The sequence below is a fragment of the Arthrobacter sp. Rue61a genome (genome assembly GCF_000294695.2).
In the GTDB taxonomy this organism is placed as follows: domain Bacteria; phylum Actinomycetota; class Actinomycetes; order Actinomycetales; family Micrococcaceae; genus Arthrobacter; species Arthrobacter aurescens_A.
Genome location: NC_018531.1, coordinates 2,883,830 through 2,901,362, shown reverse-complemented (window position 1 = coordinate 2,901,362; position 17,533 = coordinate 2,883,830). Strand labels below are relative to the sequence as shown.

At 61.7% G+C, this 17,533-nt stretch carries 15 protein-coding genes; 12 read left to right on the top strand and 3 right to left on the bottom strand.

Annotated elements, in window-relative coordinates; translation table 11 throughout:
- Window positions 1-22 precede the first annotated feature (22 nt).
- The 3 genes from ARUE_RS13180 to rsmD are packed head-to-tail and all read left to right on the top strand — an operon-like array spanning window position 23 to window position 3,944.
- Window positions 23-1,099 (top strand): DAK2 domain-containing protein, encoded by a 1,077-nt coding sequence (locus tag ARUE_RS13180; RefSeq protein ID WP_011775146.1) that lies wholly within the window; start codon window positions 23-25, stop codon window positions 1,097-1,099.
- Window positions 1,089-3,344: an ATP-dependent DNA helicase RecG gene (locus tag ARUE_RS13175; protein WP_014922096.1), complete on the top strand. Its 2,256-nt coding sequence runs from the start codon at window positions 1,089-1,091 to the stop codon at window positions 3,342-3,344. The genes ARUE_RS13180 and ARUE_RS13175 overlap by 11 nt, the downstream gene beginning before the upstream one ends.
- Window positions 3,345-3,377: 33 nt before the next feature.
- Window positions 3,378-3,944: a 16S rRNA (guanine(966)-N(2))-methyltransferase RsmD gene (gene rsmD / locus ARUE_RS13170; RefSeq protein ID WP_238324317.1), complete on the top strand. Its 567-nt coding sequence runs from the start codon at window positions 3,378-3,380 to the stop codon at window positions 3,942-3,944.
- Between the two features lie 12 nt (window positions 3,945-3,956).
- On the opposite strand, the gene ARUE_RS13165 is transcribed toward rsmD, so the two are convergent.
- Together ARUE_RS13165 and ARUE_RS13160 are read right to left on the bottom strand one after the other, a co-directional pair.
- Window positions 3,957-4,751: a fused MFS/spermidine synthase gene (locus ARUE_RS13165; protein WP_498601980.1), complete on the bottom strand. Its 795-nt coding sequence runs from the start codon at window positions 4,749-4,751 to the stop codon at window positions 3,957-3,959.
- On the bottom strand, window positions 4,748-5,971 hold the full coding sequence (locus tag ARUE_RS13160) for an aminotransferase class I/II-fold pyridoxal phosphate-dependent enzyme (RefSeq protein ID WP_051025093.1): 1,224 nt from the start codon (window positions 5,969-5,971) through the stop codon (window positions 4,748-4,750). Before ARUE_RS13160 ends, ARUE_RS13165 begins: the two co-directional genes overlap by 4 nt.
- A 77-nt stretch (window positions 5,972-6,048) precedes the next feature.
- Here ARUE_RS13160 and coaD point away from each other — a divergent pair, with 77 nt between their 5' ends.
- From coaD to ARUE_RS13120, 9 genes are all read left to right on the top strand, one after another.
- Window positions 6,049-6,549, top strand: coding sequence for a pantetheine-phosphate adenylyltransferase (gene coaD, locus ARUE_RS13155; protein WP_011775141.1), 501 nt, complete (start codon window positions 6,049-6,051; stop codon window positions 6,547-6,549).
- A 165-nt stretch (window positions 6,550-6,714) separates the two neighbouring features.
- On the top strand, window positions 6,715-7,242 hold the full coding sequence (locus ARUE_RS13150; RefSeq protein WP_011775140.1) for a YceD family protein: 528 nt from the start codon (window positions 6,715-6,717) through the stop codon (window positions 7,240-7,242).
- A gap of 33 nt (window positions 7,243-7,275) precedes the next feature.
- On the top strand, window positions 7,276-7,479 hold the full coding sequence (gene rpmF, locus ARUE_RS13145) for a 50S ribosomal protein L32 (protein ID WP_011775139.1): 204 nt from the start codon (window positions 7,276-7,278) through the stop codon (window positions 7,477-7,479).
- A gap of 23 nt (window positions 7,480-7,502) precedes the next feature.
- On the top strand, window positions 7,503-8,213 hold the full coding sequence (rnc, locus tag ARUE_RS13140; protein WP_011775138.1) for a ribonuclease III: 711 nt from the start codon (window positions 7,503-7,505) through the stop codon (window positions 8,211-8,213).
- A 6-nt stretch (window positions 8,214-8,219) separates the two neighbouring features.
- Window positions 8,220-9,182, top strand: coding sequence for a bifunctional DNA-formamidopyrimidine glycosylase/DNA-(apurinic or apyrimidinic site) lyase (mutM, locus tag ARUE_RS13135; protein ID WP_014922095.1), 963 nt, complete (start codon window positions 8,220-8,222; stop codon window positions 9,180-9,182).
- Window positions 9,183-9,228: 46 nt separating this feature from the next.
- Window positions 9,229-9,366 (top strand): hypothetical protein, encoded by a 138-nt coding sequence (locus ARUE_RS24135; protein WP_159101464.1) that lies wholly within the window; start codon window positions 9,229-9,231, stop codon window positions 9,364-9,366.
- A complete protein-coding gene (locus ARUE_RS13130) occupies window positions 9,363-10,070 on the top strand; it encodes a hypothetical protein (protein WP_014922094.1) in 708 nt (235 codons plus the stop codon). The genes ARUE_RS24135 and ARUE_RS13130 overlap by 4 nt, the downstream gene beginning before the upstream one ends.
- Before the next feature lie 80 nt (window positions 10,071-10,150).
- Entirely contained in the window at window positions 10,151-11,374 is a 1,224-nt protein-coding gene (locus ARUE_RS13125) for an MFS transporter (protein ID WP_014922093.1), read from the top strand.
- Entirely contained in the window at window positions 11,371-12,399 is a 1,029-nt protein-coding gene (locus ARUE_RS13120; protein WP_014922092.1) for a TolB family protein, read from the top strand. The genes ARUE_RS13125 and ARUE_RS13120 overlap by 4 nt, the downstream gene beginning before the upstream one ends.
- A 100-nt stretch (window positions 12,400-12,499) precedes the next feature.
- Here the strand turns inward: ARUE_RS13120 and ARUE_RS13115 are convergent, their stop codons facing one another.
- Window positions 12,500-17,413, bottom strand: coding sequence for a DUF4082 domain-containing protein (locus ARUE_RS13115; protein ID WP_014922091.1), 4,914 nt, complete (start codon window positions 17,411-17,413; stop codon window positions 12,500-12,502).
- Between the last annotated feature and the right edge of the window lie 120 nt (window positions 17,414-17,533).

Below are 17,533 nucleotides of genomic sequence, written 5' to 3'. Positions count from 1 at the left end.
GATCGCCGCGAATGCACACGCCATGAAACGTTGGCTCGGCAAGGCGGAGGTTGTCCTCGGCAACCACAGCGACCGTCTCAATGCGATCAACATCTTTCCTGTCGCTGACGGCGATACCGGAACCAACCTTTATCTCACTGTTCGGGCAGCAGTGGCTGCCCTGGGTGGAGCTGCGCCGGACACCACCGAGACCGGCAACGACGTCGGCGCCTTGCTGTCCCGCGCGGGGCAGGCAGCAATGGAGCAAGCACGGGGCAATTCGGGCACGCTTTTTGCGGTGTTCCTGTGCGCCGCCGCAGAGCCTTTGGCGGGAAAATCGCGCCTCAGCGCACCCCTGCTTGCCGCTGCCCTGAACAGGGCACAGATCCGGGCTTGGTCTGCCTTGAGTGAGCCTGTGGCAGGCACCATGCTGTCTGTGCTGGAAGCCGCCGCTCACGCTGCCCAAGCGGTGGATGCATCCCAAAGCGGCGACGACAGCAACCATGCATTGGGGCTCTCGCTCGACGCCGTGGTGGAGGCGGCCTACCAAGCAGTTGTCCGGACCGAGGATGAGCTCGCACAGCTCCATGAAGCACATGTTGTGGATGCGGGCGGGGTGGGCATGCTGCTGGTGCTGGATTGCCTCCGCGCTGCCGTCCTTGGTGAGGAACTCCAGGAGGAACTGCTGGATGGTCTCCATGGCTACAAATTGCAGGATCCCCACATCCATGAGCACATGCCTGCCGACGATGGCGTGGAGGTCATGTGCACCATCAACCTCTCGCCACTGAATGCAGCCATCCTTCGCCAGCGCCTCGACGAGATGGGCGATTCCGTCATCATGAGTCAAGTTGGTGGTGCCCAGGGCGCCGATGATGATGACGACGAATCCGGCGTCGAAATCAGCTACCGTTGGCGCGTTCATGTGCATGTCCCGGATCCGGAGCCGGCTGTAGCACTCATACGTTCGCTGGGGGAACCGACTGATATCGCCGTAAGCCAGCTGGCGATACCCCGTGATGACGGGCAGGAACCGGCCACACTGGAACCAGCTGGCGGAGAATCCACCAGCATCAACCAAGCCTCCCCAGTCCCGGGCCAGTCACGGCATGAATTCTGAGCTGGAACTGCCCCTCGAACGCAGAATCGGCAAGCGGTCTGCGGCTGTCATTGATAAGCACTTGGGCCTCAAAACGGCCGGAGCCTTGCTGAACTACTTCCCTCGCAGATACTTGAGTCGCGGTGAATTGACGCCCATCAACAAGCTTCCGCTGGATGAAGAGGTCACGCTGATTGCCCGTGTGCTGTCCAACAGCACACGCCAGATGCGGGCCCGGCGTGGTTCGATCACAGATGTGGTGGTGACGGACGAGGCCGGGGGCGGCGGCGTTCCAGGCACGTTGAAGGTCAGCTTCTTCAACGGGTTCCGTGCGAAGGCAGAACTACTGCCTGGTCGTCGGGCCATGTTCTCTGGAAAGGTGACCCGCTACGGCGGGGCCCTCGGCCTGACCAACCCCGACTTCCTTCTGCTGGACGAGGACCCTGAAGCCGAGGGTTCCGTGGATCCGGAGAAGCTCGCCGCCATGCCCATCCCCGTCTACCCGGCAACTGCCAAGCTGACCAGTTGGTCCATCCACAAAGTAATCACCGCCTTGCTCCAAACCATGGATCTTGATTCCTTGGAAGACCCGCTGCCGGAAAGTATTGTCCGAAGGGACGCATTGCTCAGCGTGGCTGAGGCATACCGTCTGATCCATTCACCTGACATTGCCAAGGACTGGCAACGGGCCCAAGAACGCTTCCGGTATCAGGAAGCGCTAGTGCTGCAAACGGCTCTGGCACGCCGTCGCGCGCAGCTCGCCGCCGAGGAAGCCACTGCGCGCCGGCCGCGCGCGGACGGGTTGCTCAGCAAGTTCGACCAGAACCTGCCTTTTACGCTGACCGCCGGCCAGTCCGCAATCGGAAAGACACTGGCTGAAGAGCTCGGGCGCGATACCCCCATGAACAGGCTCCTGCAGGGTGAAGTGGGCTCGGGCAAGACGATCGTTGCCCTTCGGGCCATGTTGCAGGTAGTGGACGCGGGTGGCCAGGCTGCCCTGCTGGCGCCTACGGAGGTTTTGGCGGCCCAACATTTCCACTCGATCCGCAAGACCTTGGGGCCACTGGCTCGGGACCATATCTTTGGCGGAGCGGGCATGCTGGGAGGAGACTCCACTCAGGAAGCCGTGCAAGTAACGCTCCTCACCGGCTCCATGCCCACCGCGGCACGCAAACAGGCAATGCTGGATGCGGCCTCCGGGAATGCGGGAATCGTCATTGGTACTCATGCTTTGCTGAGCGACAAAACCAGCTTTCAGGACCTCGGATTGATTGTGGTGGATGAGCAGCACCGCTTTGGCGTGGAGCAGCGCGATGCCCTCCGCGCAAAGGCGCGGCGGCCTCCACATTTGCTGGTCATGACGGCCACACCGATTCCGCGCACGGTTGCCATGACGGTATTCGGTGACCTTGAGACTTCCATCCTTGATGAGCTTCCAGCCGGACGTGCACCTATTTCGACGCACGTGGTGGGGCTCGCTGAGAATCCGGGCTGGGTGGACCGCATTTGGAAGCGTTCACGTGAAGAAGTCGATTCCGGCCATCAGGTGTATGTGGTGTGCCCCAAGATCGGCTCGGACGACGACGGCGACTTCAGCCCTGGCGAAGCGGAACCCAGCGATGCCGAGCTCGCGGACGAAGGCCCGGCGCGGGAGCTGGCCTCGGTGACCGCCGTCGTCGAAAGCCTCTTGCAGGAGCCGGCGCTGGCGGGTGTCCCGGTGGCGCCGCTCCACGGCCGGCAGGATCCGCAGGTGAAGTCCGAGACGATGGCTTCGTTCGCATCCAACAACACCAAAGTGCTGGTGTCCACTACTGTCATTGAGGTGGGCGTGGACGTCCACAACGCCACCCTCATGGTGATTCTCGACGCCGACCGCTTTGGGATCTCCCAGCTCCACCAGTTGCGCGGCCGGGTGGGTCGTGGGGGACTGCCGGGCACTTGCCTGCTGGTGACTACGTTGGAACCCGGACACCCGAGTCGGCGGCGGCTTGATGCCGTTGCTTCAACGACCGACGGTTTTGAGCTGTCCCAGGAAGACCTGAAACTCCGCCGGGAAGGTGACATTCTGGGTGCTTCGCAATCCGGCGGGCGGTCCACGCTGAAGTTGCTCCGTGTACTTGAACACGAAGAAATCATTGCCCGTGCACGAACTGACGCCCAAGGCTTGGTGTCGGAGGACCCGGCGTTGGACCATCAGCCGGTTCTTGCCGCCGCGATCGATGAGTATTTGAACCCTGAGAAGGAGGCGTTCCTTGAACGCGGATAGAGATCCATGGATGCTCGCACATGGAGAATCCCTGTGAGCCGGATCATTGCCGGAGTTGGTGGCGGGAACCCGCTGACCAGCGTTCCCGGAACGGCTACGCGTCCCACGACCGACAGGGTCAAGGAAGCGCTGTTTTCCCGCCTGGAATCCTTGGCGGTAATTGACGATGCCAGGGTCCTGGACCTTTATGCAGGATCCGGTTCCTTGGGCATCGAGAGTGCCAGCCGAGGTGCCCGGACCGTGGATCTGGTGGAGTTTGATGCCAAGGCGAGCGATGTCTGCCAGCGCAATGCGGATTTGGTGAATCAGCTCCTGGGCGGCAAGAGGGTCTCGGTGCATCGTTCCAAGGTGGAGTCGTTCCTGGAGCGTGCGGGCGACGCTGACAGGTGGGATCTGGTCTTCCTTGATCCGCCTTATCCCTTGGATGAGCCTGCCCTGAGTGCCGTGCTCGAAAAGTTGGCACCGTACTTGGACGACGCGGCCGTTGTGGTGGTGGAGCGGAGTTCGCGGAGCCCGGAACCTGTGTGGCCCGAGGCTCTGGAATGTTTCGCGGACAAGAAGTACGGCGAGACCAAGTTGTGGTTCGCTGAGCCTGCCTAACGCTTGCGGGTGCTAGGCAGTAATCCTATCCAGCTCCACGCCCGTGAGGACGGTTGCGGGGTGGGGGCCAAGCGCCAGCAGCCGCGCGGTCCAGTCCGGGGACCACGGCTTGCGTGTGCCCACCAGCACTATATTGCCCGGGTAGCGGCCAGCGAACATTCCCGTTTCAGCGAAGGCGGCGACGTCCGGCATGGCCTGGCGCAACGCAGCCACTTGACTGCGTACGAGCGTCAGCGCGGGTTCGTCACCCACGTTGACGATCAGCACCCCGTCGGGCCGCAACCGCGCGGCTGCTTCTTCATAGAATTCCCGGCAGGCGATATGGGCAGGGGCCTCCGGTCCGGAGAAGATATCGAGAATCACGACGTCGAACGTCACCTGCGCGGGAAGTTCGGCCAACGCGTCGCGGGCGTCGCCGATGTGGGTGGTCAACGTGGTGCCTTCAGGCATGGGCAGTTTCTGGAGTACGAAGTCCAAAAGCTCACGTTCCAGCTCAACGGCGTATTGTTCCGAGCCCGGACGGGTCGCTTGGATGTAACGCGCCAAGGTGAGGGCGCCGGCGCCCAGATGCAGGGCGCTGATGGGTTTTCCGGGTTCGGCAGCCAAGTCCACCACGTGCCCGATCCTGCGCAGGTACTCGTAGAAGATCTCCGATGGATCGGCCAGGTTCACATGCGATTGTTCGGCTCCGCCGATGCTGAGGATGAAGCCGCCCTCAATCAGGGTGTCCGTCTCGATGGTGGCGTGCTGTCCTGTGGTTCTGAGGAAGCGGGTAGCCCCATGCTGGCCGGAGCCTGCCGGGTTCAGAGCCGGTCCTTGAGGGTGGCCAGTCGGGCGGCAGCCTCTTCCAGGACGTCCGCTTTCTTGCAGAAGGCAAACCGCAGCAGGCTCCGCGTTCGCTCGGCCCCTTCGGGGTGGCAGAACACGGGGACAGGGATGGCTGCTACTCCAACGAGCCCGGGAAGTCGCCGTGCGAGATCCACCGAGTCCCGAATGCCCAGCGGAGCGGTGTCGACGTTGATGAAGTAGGTTCCGCTGGGGTTGTAGACTCCGAAGCCTGCGGCGCGGAGGCCCTCAGCAAGAATGTCGCGCTTGTGTCGAAGGGTATTGGCAATGCCCGTGTAGAACTCATCGGGTAGGGCAAGTCCCACGGCGATTGCGCTTTGGAAGGGCGTCCCCGAGCTGTAAGTCAGGAATTGTTTCACCGTACGCACTGCCGCCACCAGCTCCGCCGGTCCGCTGAGCCAGCCGATTTTCCACCCGGTGAAGGAGAAGGTCTTGCCTGCGGACGAAATGGTGATGGTGCGTTCGGCGGCGCCGGGCAGCGACGTGATCGGGATGTGCCTTACGCCGAATGTCAGGTGCTCGTAGACTTCGTCGCTCACGATGATGGCGCCGTACTTAGCTGCGAGTTCCACAATCCTGGTCAGTACGGGTTCCGGAAAAACGGCTCCTGTGGGGTTATGCGGATTATTCAAAAGGACGATTTTGGTCCGGCTGCTGAAGGAGTCTTCCAGCTCCGCGAGGTCGGGGAGGAAGTCCGGAGCCAGCAGGGGAGCGGTGACGTGGTTGCCTCCCGCCATGCCGATGATGGCCCCGTACGAGTCGTAGAAGGGCTCGAAGGTCAGGACTTCGTCGCCGGGCTGGATGAAGGCGAGCAGTGTGGCGGCAATGGCTTCCGTTGCGCCAGTTGTGACCAGTACTTCCGTGTCCGGATCCGGGTTAAGCCCGTAGAAGCGCTGTTGGTGTGTGGCAATGGCTTCCCTCAACGCGGCAGTGCCCTTGCCTGGCGCGTATTGGTTGGCTCCCTGGGCGATGGCGGATTGGGCAGCCGCTTTGATTTCCGCCGGGCCGTCTTCATCGGGAAACCCCTGGCCAAGGTTTATGGCACCGGTGGACAGTGCCAAGGTGGTCATTTCCTCGAAGATTGTCACACCCAACGTTCCATCGGGGGAGAGCAGATTGGCTCCCGTAGCGGCCCGCTGCCATGGTGTTGAGTCAGTACCAGCGGTGGTGCCGGCACTCATATCAAGGGAGGGGCTTTTGCCTGCGGATGCCATGTCAGCCATGGTATCCCGGCAAAGCCATGGGGTAGGTTCGTCTCATGAGACGCGCGGTATGCCCTGGATCCTTTGACCCCATTCACAATGGACATCTCGAAGTCATCGCCCGGGCCGCCGGCCTGTTCGACGAAGTCATCGTGGCCGTGTCCACCAACTACGCCAAAAAATACAGGTTCAGCCTTGAAGACCGCATGGAAATGGCGCGGGAAACATTGGCCTCTCTGCGCGGGATCATCGTGGAGCCCATGGGCGAAGGTTTGCTGGCGGAGTACTGCCGTCACCGCGGTGTCTCAGCCATAGTCAAGGGGCTGCGTTCATCTTCGGATTTCGATTACGAGTTGCCGATGGCCACCATGAACCGCCAGTTGACCGGCGTCGAAACGGTCTTCCTGCCTGCGGAAGCGCATTACGTGCACCTTTCCTCCACCTTGATCAAAGAGGTCAACGTCCTCGGCGGCGACATCTCCGAGTACGTCCCCAAATCGGTGCTGAAGAGGCTCCTCGCTGGCGAGCCGCCCACGGAACCCTCGCGCAAGGGGTAGGCTTGATGGGTACCTTGCGCCTTCGCGCGGAGTTCCCAAGCTGAAATCACCGCGCATTCACGCGCGCCCGGCGTCGGTTTGAGTCCTCAAGCGTGATCAGGCTAAGATGATACGTCGGTCATATGTTCTACAGGAGTTCTCATTAAGCGAGATGCAAGTTCGCCCTTGGCGCTGGTAGTCAAGGACCTTGGACGCAGTCCAGGGACCATGCGGACACTCAACGAGCATGTACCTGCGCCAAGTGACCTTGGTGTGGCGCTCATTGGCGTAAAGGAAGGCTCGGATATCGAGCTGGATCTTCGTCTTGAGGCCGTACACGAAGGAATTCTGGTATCTGGAACCGTAGACGTCGAAGTAACCGGCGAATGCGGTCGATGCCTGGATCCCCTTGCGTATGACCTTGAGGTCAATGTGCAAGAACTTTTCTTCTACGAAGGCGTTGAGCTTTCGGGCGAAGAAGACGATGAAGAGCAACGTCGAGTCGAGTACGATCTAATCGATCTTGAGCCGGTGTTGCGGGACGCAGTTGTCACTATGCTGCCGTTCCAGCCGGTGTGCCGGGAAGACTGCCAGGGCCTGTGTTCCGAATGTGGAGCGCGCCTGGAAGACGAGCCGGGGCACCACCACGAGGTCATTGACCCTCGCTGGGCTGCCCTAGCTGATCTGGCTAAGACTGACCGGCAAACCGATTAGTAAGTGTTCGTCTAAGAGAGAAATGAGATAGCCGTGGCTGTTCCCAAGCGGAAAATGTCTCGCGCAAATACACGCGCCCGCCGTGCCCAGTGGAAGGCAACTGCCCCCAACTTGGTCAAGACCATCGAAAACGGTCAGGTTACCTACAGCCTGCCGCACCAGGCAAAGGTCGTTACTGACTCTGCCGGCACCGCGCTGTTCCTTGAATACAAGGGCCGCAAGGTCGCAGACGCCTAATCTGCCGTACAGGCTGACTAAGGATGTCTTCAACTGAAGAGCTTCTGAAGCGTCTCGGTGTCTCGATTGACACCGAGACGCTTCGTCTTGCTCTGACACATCGCTCATATGCGTATGAGAACGGCGGGATTCCCACCAACGAGCGTCTTGAGTTCCTCGGCGACTCCATCCTGGGATTCTCGGTCACCGATTCTCTTTACCGTGAGAACCCCTCGCTGCCTGAAGGTGAGCTCGCCAAGCGACGCTCCGCCGTCGTCAGTACGCGTGCTTTGGCTGGTATTGGCCGGGAGATCGGCGTCGGCGAGTTTATTTACCTCGGTCAAGGCGAGAAGCTGACTGACGGCAAGAACAAGGCCTCCATCCTGGCTGACACCATGGAGGCCCTGATCGGGGCCACGTATCTCTCGAACGACATCGAGACCGCACGCCAACTGGTGATGCGCCTGGTGGGCCCGCTGCTCAAAGATGCCGGTGCCCTTGGAGCAGGAACCGACTGGAAGACCAGCATCCAGGAACTTACGGCGAGCCGGCAACTGGGCGCCATTCACTATGCTGTGGAGGGCTCCGGGCCGGACCACGCCAGGACGTTCGAGGCAGTACTGAACATCGGTGGAACTCCCTACGGCCGGGGCTCGGGCCATTCCAAGAAAGAAGCAGAGCAGGAAGCAGCCGCTGATGCCTGGCGTGCCCTGACTGCCTTGGATCCCACTACTGCCGGTCCTTCTTCCGCTTGAACCCGGATGCCTGAACTTCCTGAAGTAGAGGTTGTCCGCCGCGGCTTGGCCCGGTGGGTTCGTGGCCGTACCATCACCGGTGTTGATGTCCTTGATCCGCGCTCCATCCGACGCCATGCCCTCGGAACAGAAGACTTTATCGGGAATCTTGAGCACGCAACCGTGCTGGACGTCGTCCGTCGAGGCAAGTTCCTCTGGATGCCCCTCGCCATGTCCGGCGTATCCGACACCGAACCCGCGGACGAGCTCCCCAAGGTGGCGCTGATGGCGCATCTGGGAATGAGCGGGCAGCTGCTGATGCAGGACCCCGTGGTGCCGGATGAGAAGCACCTGAAGGTCAGAATCAGCCTCAGCCCGGCGGACGGGATGCCTGAGCAGCTGCGGTTCGTGGACCAGAGGATTTTTGGTGGCCTGTTCGTGACTGCTTTGGTGCCAACTGTCGACGGCGGCCCTGGCGGCCTGGGCGAAACGCCCCTGCCGGAGATCGCCGAGGAAGCATCGCACATTGCCCGGGATCCGCTTGACCCTTACTTCTCGTTTGACGCGTTCTACCGGAAGGTCAAGGGCCGCAAGACCGGCCTGAAGCGCGCTCTTCTGGACCAAGGGGTCATTTCCGGCATCGGCAACATCTATGCGGATGAAGCCTTGTGGCGTGCCCGTCTCCACTATGCCAGGGCCACAGACAAACTTCGCCGGGCGGATGCCGAGCGCCTGGTTGAGGCTGTGAAAGACGTCATGAACGCCGCCCTTGCCGCAGGGGGGACGAGTTTTGACTCCCTCTATGTGAATGTCAATGGCGATTCCGGGTACTTCGCCAGGTCGCTCAATGCCTACGGACGTGCCGGTGAACTGTGTGGCCGTTGCGAGGCAATCGGATTGCACAGCGTCATGAAGCGGGAACAGTTTATGAACCGTTCTTCCTATACCTGCCCGGTGTGCCAGCCGCGGCCGCGGAATGGACGTTGGTAGGGCCAAAACTGTTCCGGAATCGGGGTCGCAATGGCAGACTGTCCCCATGAACAGCTTGGCGCTTCGAATCGCCATCGCAAGGATCAACGCCACCACAATGTGGGTGGCGTCAGTTCTACCCGCCGTCCATCGTGAAAAGGCGTACCAACCTCTCGGCAATCCCGTCACCCCGGACATGCCATGATGGCGCGGCGGTTGGTCATTGCGGGCATCTGCCTTGCTGTGCTGATCGCCGCCGTCGCCGTAGTTTTGGACCAGATGGCCGGGAAGCCAGGGCCGTCGGCCGCCCAAAGCACAACGTCTTCCGCCCCAACCCCAGGCTCCAACGCCACCGCTTCAGGGGCCCCGACCCCGGGTGGTGCCGGGGAGCCCGCCCAGTCCGGTAGCCCGACGTCGGGCGCCGAAGGCAGCGCAGGCAACAACAGCGAGGAGGAGGGTGGCCCGTCCACCGCCAAGCCGCTCGAGGTCCTCCCGCCGGTAACCGCCACTCCCACAGGTTTGCCCGAACCATCTGCCCCCGCGCCACTGATCACCACCTTGCCTGAGCCCGGAAGTGCGGCCGGTGAAGTGGTGGACGGATGGCCTGCCGATATTTTGACGTTGCCCCAAGGAACAACGATCGGTTCCACCTCAATATCGACGTCTGGTGATGTCCTCCAAGTAACAGCGGACGGAATCATTGCCAAACCGCAGGCCGAGGTCCTGGCGTCCTTCCGGCAGTCGTTGGTGGCCCATGGATTCTGGTCGGAGGGAGCCCCCGCAGCGGAAGGAGCTGTTGCCGAACGGTTCGTGCGGGGCACAGACACGGTCACGGTTTCGGTATCGACAACAGGTACCGGCAACTCACGTTTCCAGCTTTTGGGCAGCCTGCACACGGCGGCGGACTAGGGGCAGCGATGTACATTTCACTCTCGGACCGAGGTAAACGGGACAAGCCGGAGGGAACACGAACGGCACTATCGAGCGAAGTGCCGTTCCGTTTGTCTCCGGTCATTTTGTGGTTGGGCATTGTGAGTATGGTGACCGATGTCTCCTCGGAGTCGGTCACCGCGATCCTCCCTTTGTATGTAACCGGATTCCTGGGATTGTCCACCATTGCCTTTGGGTTCATCGACGGCATCAACCAGGGCGCCAGTGCGATCGTCAGGATTGCGGCCGGCTGGGCTGCCGACCGCAGTGGCCACCCCAAACGGATAGCTTTGGCCGGCTACGGCTTGTCCATGATTGCCAGGATTGGTTTTCTCTTCGCGGGCGGGTTCTGGGCAATAGCGGCAATAGTTACCGGTGACAGGATCGGCAAGGGCATCCGTACGGCACCGCGGGACGCCCTCATTTCGGTCTCAGCACAGCCCGAACATCTGGCTCGTTCCTTCGGCGTGCACAGGATGCTGGACAACATCGGCGCCGCGGCCGGGCCGTTGATCGCGTTCTTCGTGTTGTTGATGATTCCCAACGGTTTCAGCACGGTGTTTGTGGTGTCGCTGGCGTTCGCCGTGATCGGTGTTGCTGTTCTTGCTTTGGTGGTGCCTGATATCAAGGCGCGTGGCCTTAAGGGCACGGAGGAACGCGAAGGACGCCGGCTTTTCGCTTTTTCCTGGAGTCACCTGAAGGAACCAGGGCTGGGCAAGCTGCTGATTGCTGCGGGGCTGTTGGGGTTGGTGACCGTTGGTGACGGCTTCATCTATCTGGTGCTGCAGGCACGGGATTCCTTCGCCGTCCAGTGGTTTCCGTTGTTGTTCGTGGGCACAAATGTAGTGTTCCTCGCCTTCGCCATTCCGCTGGGACGGCTGGCGGACCGGGTGGGAAAGATCCCGGTGTTCGTAGCGGGACACATTGCGCTACTGGCAACCTACCTCCTCGCGGCGGCACCTTTCGGGGGGCTTTGGGCGACTGTAGGCTGCCTGGTCCTCCTGGGAGCGTTCTACGCAGCCACAGATGGCGTTCTGGCCGCCTTGGCCAGCCAACTAACCCCTCCGGGAAAGCTCGCCACGGGCATTGCCTCTGCGCAGACAGTGGTGGCTCTCAGCCGGATGATGGCATCGGCAGGTTTCGGTGTCCTCTGGTACGCAGTCGGTGCGCCAACGGCCATGGTGGTGGCCGGTGGGTTGCTCGCCTGCGCTGTGGTGGCCGCCGCGTTCATCCTGCGAGGCGCCCGGGTTGCCCCGGTTCAGGATGCAAGTGACGAGGCATGAGCGGCGGGCTCGCGGAAGGTAAGTTGCGGTGGGGTGCCCTCCTTGCCGTCACGGCACTGGTCCTGGTGGCGGCAGGTATCTACGCGGTGGGCGCATATCAGCGTTTCGAGGAGAGTCGCACTGCGGCCTCGTCCGTGGGCGTCACGGCGAGCCAGCCGCTTCCGGCCGGACCCTTCATTCTTTTTCGCAACACAGCATCAGGCAAAGGCTACGGAAACGCCGCCACTGTTCCGTTGGACTCCCCGGATGGCACCCGGGCGGTGAGTGGACAAGAGTGCGATCGCGTTTACGGAACGCCGGAGAACGTGGTGTGCCTGAAGACAAACCGGGGATTGGTGACGGCATTCGAGGCTGCTGTGCTGGACCGCAACTGGGAGCAGCAACGGGCCTGGCCGGTCCCGGGAATACCCAGCAGGACCCGCATCAGCCCCGACGGTTCCATGATCGCCACCACCGTTTTCGTTTCCGGCCACTCCTATGCCACAGCAGGCTTTTCCACCGCCACCGAGATCAGCCTTCCGGAAGGTACCTCCGGTAACCTCGAGGACTTCGCCTTGATGGTGAACGGCGAAAGGCTTCTTGCCACCGACAGGAACATTTGGGGTGTGACCTTCGCGCCTGGCCAGAGCGATGTTTTCTACGCTACTGCCGCTTCCTCAGGGCGCATCTGGCTGGTGCGGGGGAGCCTGTCCGCCAAGACCCTGACTGCCATTCACGACAACGTTGAGTGTCCGTCCATCTCGCCTGATGGCACGCGGATCGCGTTTAAGAAGAACGACGGCGGGGCGTTGGCAGCCCACTGGAACGTCGCTGTGCTTGAGCTCGCTACGGGACGGGAAACGGTACTCGCTGAGAAGCGCAGTGTCGATGACCAGATCGAATGGCTCGACAACCAGAACGTTCTCTACGGTTTAGCGGACGAAACCATTGACGGGGACAGCAACATCTGGAAGCTGGCAACCGATCCCGACTCGCAGCCGAGCCTGTTCATCGCCCACGCATGGTCACCCAGCGTGGTCCGCTGAAGCTGCTCGAGGTCAGGGGTCCACTGCATGGATCCGCTGGCGCCCGGCCCGGAGTTCAGGGGTTCGGACACCAGCGGAAGCAGTCCCTTTCAGCTAGCCTTCAGCAGACCCGCAACAGCCCGCATACTAGCCCGCCTGTTTGTGTGGGACTGGGCGTCGGGCTCGGTGACGGACTCGGAGTTGGCGTCGCTGTCGCAGTTGCGGTCGGCGTTGGTGTCGGAGTCACTGTCGGAGTGGGTGTAGGCGACGGAGATGGGGCGGCCAGCTGCTGCTGAGCCGGAGCTGCGGAGGAATACACCACGTCCACAAAGTAGTTGGTGGCATTCCAGGAGCTGGTTGGCATGACTCCGCCGGAGCCGTACCGGTAGCGGCCATTGTTCGGGCCAGCGGCAGTGAATACCCCGCTCGTCCATGTCTGGTTGAAGAACCCGGATGTCGACGAGTAGCGGCCATTCGGTGCCCGGTAGGACACCACGTAGGTTTGGCCCGTCGTCAATGCCACTGGTGTGGCCAAGGTGGCAGTTTGCCAGCCTGTCGCCGTCTCATTGGTGAAGGTCACTTGCGCCAGACGGGTGCCTGCCGCGTTCCACAGAGAGCCCACGTGAGTTCCCGTGTTTCCGGCCCCCTTGTAGAAGCGGATTCCCGTCACGTTCCCGGCTTGGGACACCGTGAAGGCGGTACCCAGTTCCACAGACAGGAAGTCAGAGTTTGCGGCGACCTGTGGAACCAGCGACCCGAAAATCGTGGATTGCTGGACGGCCGGGGCCGCAGTTGTAAATTGCCAGGTGGTGGTGGGGAACGCCTGCCCTTGCTGGGACACGACGTTCGCCACGGTGGCCGAAATCGCTGTGCTGTTGGGGAGCGGCGCGCTTGGGGTGAAGGTGATGGTCCGGGCATCGGCAGAAAATGCAGCCGTCCCTGCGACGGACGCGCCGTTCGCGGTCAACGTGAACGAAGCGCCGGGGTTGATGGCGGACGAGAACGTGATGGACGGCTTGACGTCCACAGGAATCCCGGTAGCACCCGGTGCCGGAATCTGTTCTGAGACCGTTAGCTGAGCAGTCGTGACACTAAACACGAGGTCCACCAAGTAGCTTGCAAACGAACGGTCACTCGGGAAGTTGTTTGTATACGAATACATTCCGGAGTCTGGCGCTGTGCGGAGCGGACCGCTGGTGAAGCCGGCGCCGAACCCTCCGTCGGTGTAGGAATATTTGCCACTCGGAGACTTGTATGCGGCCACGTATTCTGTGTCAGCCTGGATGGACACTGGCTGACTGAAGGTCGCAGTCTGCCAGCCGCTTGTTGTTTCGTTGGTAAATGTCACTGATGCCAACAATTGCCCCGCTGCGGTATAGAGGGACCCGGTATGCGTCCCGGTGTTCCCACCCGACTTGTAGAAACGGATGGCGGTGATCTGACCGGCGGTATCGCTGGCGAACCGTACGCCCAATGTCAAAGCCATGCCATCGTCCACTTCGGCGGTGGTAGGTACTACCGTGTCCTGGTACAAGGTGCAGGGGCACACTCCCGGGGTCCGTGGCGGGGGAACGGTAGTGAAGGTCCACGAACCACCGGAGGACATCGGTTGCCCGGACACCGCCGTGGCGGTGAGGGTGGCCGTGTAGGACATACCTGCCGCAAGGGACGCAGAAGGAGCGAAAGTAACCTTCCGTGTTGCTTGGTCGTACGTGGTGGTGCCCGCTACCGCAACCCCGTTGCTGTTCTTCAAGGACAGCGTGACGCTCGACGGCACCGCGGCCTCCGACAACACGGCTGACACAGCCTTATCCAGCGGAACACTTGAGGAACCAGGCAGGGGTGAATGGGAGCCAACCGTGAATGGCGGCGCTGGAATCATGACGATGACGTCAACCAGGTAGCTGGCGGTCGACCGCGAATTGGGAAAGTCCCCGCTGTACGAGTACGCGCCGGCGTCGGCATCTGCCCGAAGCGGCCCAACACTCATGCCCGGGCCGAAACCGTTTGCGGTGGCGGAATAGGTGCCTGTAGGTGTCTTGTAAGAGGCAATGTACTGCGTGTTGGCCGTAATCTGGACCGGCTGGCTGAACATGGCGGTCTGCCATCCGGAGCTGCTCTCGTTGGCGAAGGTCACTGTTGCCAATTGCTGGCCGTTGGCCGTGTAAAGGGCGCCCGTGTGAGTGCCGGTGTTCCCGGCCGACTTGTAGAAGCGGATGCCTGTGACCTCGCCTGCCGAAACGCTCGAGAACCGAACGCCCAACGTCAGCGGAACGCCATCGCGAATCTCGGCAATCCCCGGAGTGACGCTGTCATCGTAGAAGCTGCAGGGGCAGGAGCCGGGGACAGGCAGGGTGGCCGCTGTGGTGAACGTCCAAGTGCCGCCGGATACTACTTGTCCGCCGACCGCGTCAGTACCGGCGATCGTCGCCGTGTACTGCGTACTAAACGCCAACTGCGAGCTTGGAGTGAAAGTGGCGCGGCGGGTCGCAGCATCGTAAGCAGTGGTCCCGGCCACAGGGCCAGCGGACGACCGCAACGTCAACTGTACGCTTGCTGGGGTAACGGGCTTGGAGAACACCGCGCTGACCTTCGTGGCAACCGCAACGCTGGACGACGACGGGATCGGAGAGTGCCCGGACACCGTCAAAGGGGAGTTGTCCACGGTGCTGAAGATGGCGTCGGCGAAGTAGTTGCCCCCGTTGTAACTGGCAGTCGGGAAGCTCTGCGACGTGCTGTAGACGCCTGCTGGTTCAGCTCCGAAGCCACCAGCCACGGTTAGCGGAGCAGCAGTAGACCCGAAGCTCGCCCACTGGAAGTCCTTTATGGCATAGTGCCCCCGTGGTGCCCAGTACGAGACGGTGTACTTCTGTCCGGCCGTGACAGCCACAGGTTGGCTGAACAGCGTGGTCTGCCAGCCGCTGGCAGTCTCGTTGGTAAAGGTGGCCGTGGCCAGGCGCTCGCCGGAGGAGCTCCAGAGCGAGCCTGTATGTGTTCCTGTGTTGGCCGCGCTCTTGTAGAAGCGCACGCCGGTGATGAAGCCGTCAACAGTGGGAGTGAAGCGCAGTCCCATTTCGTAGGCTCCACCGTCGCCGGAGTCCTGAATGGCGGGAACCGTCTGGCCAAAGACGCTGTAGGGTCCGGCGAGTACGAGGTTGCGAGTGGTGGGCGTACCAATGTTGGCGCTATCGTCAATTGCCCGGACTTGGATGGTGGCAGTCGCCAGGCCCTGCTGTATGTAGCTGAAGGTCCAGTTCTGCTTTCCCACGGCAGGGTGCCATGTGTTGCCGCCGTCCGTGGAAACCTCGACGCCGGCTACCACGCCTCCGCTGTCGGCCGCGGTGCCAGTGACGGTGACCTTGGAGCCGTGGGGGATTGTGGCGCCGTTGGCCGGTGCGGTAACAGCAACCGTAGGCCCTGTCCGATCGCTGCTCGGGGCTGCGGCCACAAGACCTGCCGCACGCGTCGCAGGCTGCACGCCCATATCCGCAAAGAGATTGATCTGGGCTTGCCGCATCCTGGGGTCCGCTGCCGCCCCGTTGCCGTCGTGTTCCTGGTCCAGGCCCCAAGTCCATTGCACGCTGCCGGCTGAGAAGACCAAGGCGCCGCTCGCAGCGCGATAAAGCGTCACATTATGTGTCGTAGTTCCGGGCTTGACGGTGTTCCCGTAATCCTGCAGGTATTCGGGTACGCTCCCTACCGTTGTGGAAAGCCGGATGAGGCCGGCCGGACGGAACCCGTTGTCGATGTCTTCGTTGGACTCATAGCCGACTGTGTGTTGAGCCAAGGCTGCCGATGAGCCAGCGGGTAATGACGCCAGGGGGGTATTACGCCATAGCCGGGTCTTTCCTTCCTCGGAGCTAACCGTCACGGGTAGATCGGAGTAATTGGACATGTAAAGGGTCCCGGTCAGCCCGTTCTCCGGTAGTCCGCCGCCGTTGGCTTGTGATGCGAAGCGAGGGTCCCGCCAAGTACCTGTCCACTGTGGGCTGGGGTCGATCTTGCCGTTGGACCAGGTCTCCTTATATGAAGTCAGTGTGCGCCCGGCAGCGCCGTCCACGATGGAAGGTTCGAACCGGGTCTTCCAATACATCTCGTTCCCGGACAGGAACTGCAGGTTGACACCCGCATCGCGGGCCGCCGCGACGTTGGCCCTCTGGGCGCCAGACCAATATTCATCGTGGCCTACAGAGAGGAAGACTTTGTGGTTGAGCAGTAACGAACCGCTGCGGTCCGTATCGAGGCCGCTGATGTAGCTGACGTCGTAACCGTTTTGTTCCAGAAACCGGACCATCGGGTATTCATTGGCAAAGTAAAAATCTCTGCCGGCATTAGCACCGCGGCTGGCCATTGGACGGTTGTAGCTGATCTTGTAGGCCCTGCCGTTTTCGCCGCCTTGGTAAAAATTGGAGCCGCCATAGGTGTTGTAAGCCTGCCACGTCGTATCAGACGTCTGGAACACAACATCCGAGCGGCTCGAGTCAGACCGAACAACGAACGTTATGTGACTTTGGCCGCCAGTGTCGGGTCTGGTTAGCAGCGCCACGTAGACGCCAGAGACGGCCGTAGCCGGTACCTGCCAGGTTGCAGACACCGCCCAATTGCCGCAATCGTATAGCTCGGTGGCCAAGTCCGTTCGGCACTGGGGCTGATTCTGCCGGAAAACCGATGGAGTTACATTCGCGATCTTGCGGGCCCCGTTGCCGCCATACCAGCCCGTACGGTAAATCCCGATGGTGTAAGTTGACGCGTCAGTATCCACCTTGAAGCGTATTGGCTGGCCGGCATTGACGCTCATCTCGGTCGAGAAGCCTTGTATGCTGTCGTCGCCCGGAACCTCGATGTCCCACTCGGACGGAGGACTTCCGGGCTTGGAGTTCTCACAGGCCACGGCGTTTACTACCGGATCACATGGGCCAGCGGCTACCGCTACGGGTGCGCTAAGGGGCAGCAGGGCCGCCGTCATGCCAATCACCAAGGGCACAAGAAATCCCCTGAAGACTCGCTGTGATCGGGTAGCTGAACGACCGGGCATCAGAACTCCTGGAGTGGTACGCCAATTGCTAAGACGGGTCCGCGGTTTTACGCGCGGGCCCTGCTTGCCGCTCCCCAGCCAGGGTCAAACCAAGATCTTCAGTTATGAAACGCAGGGTAG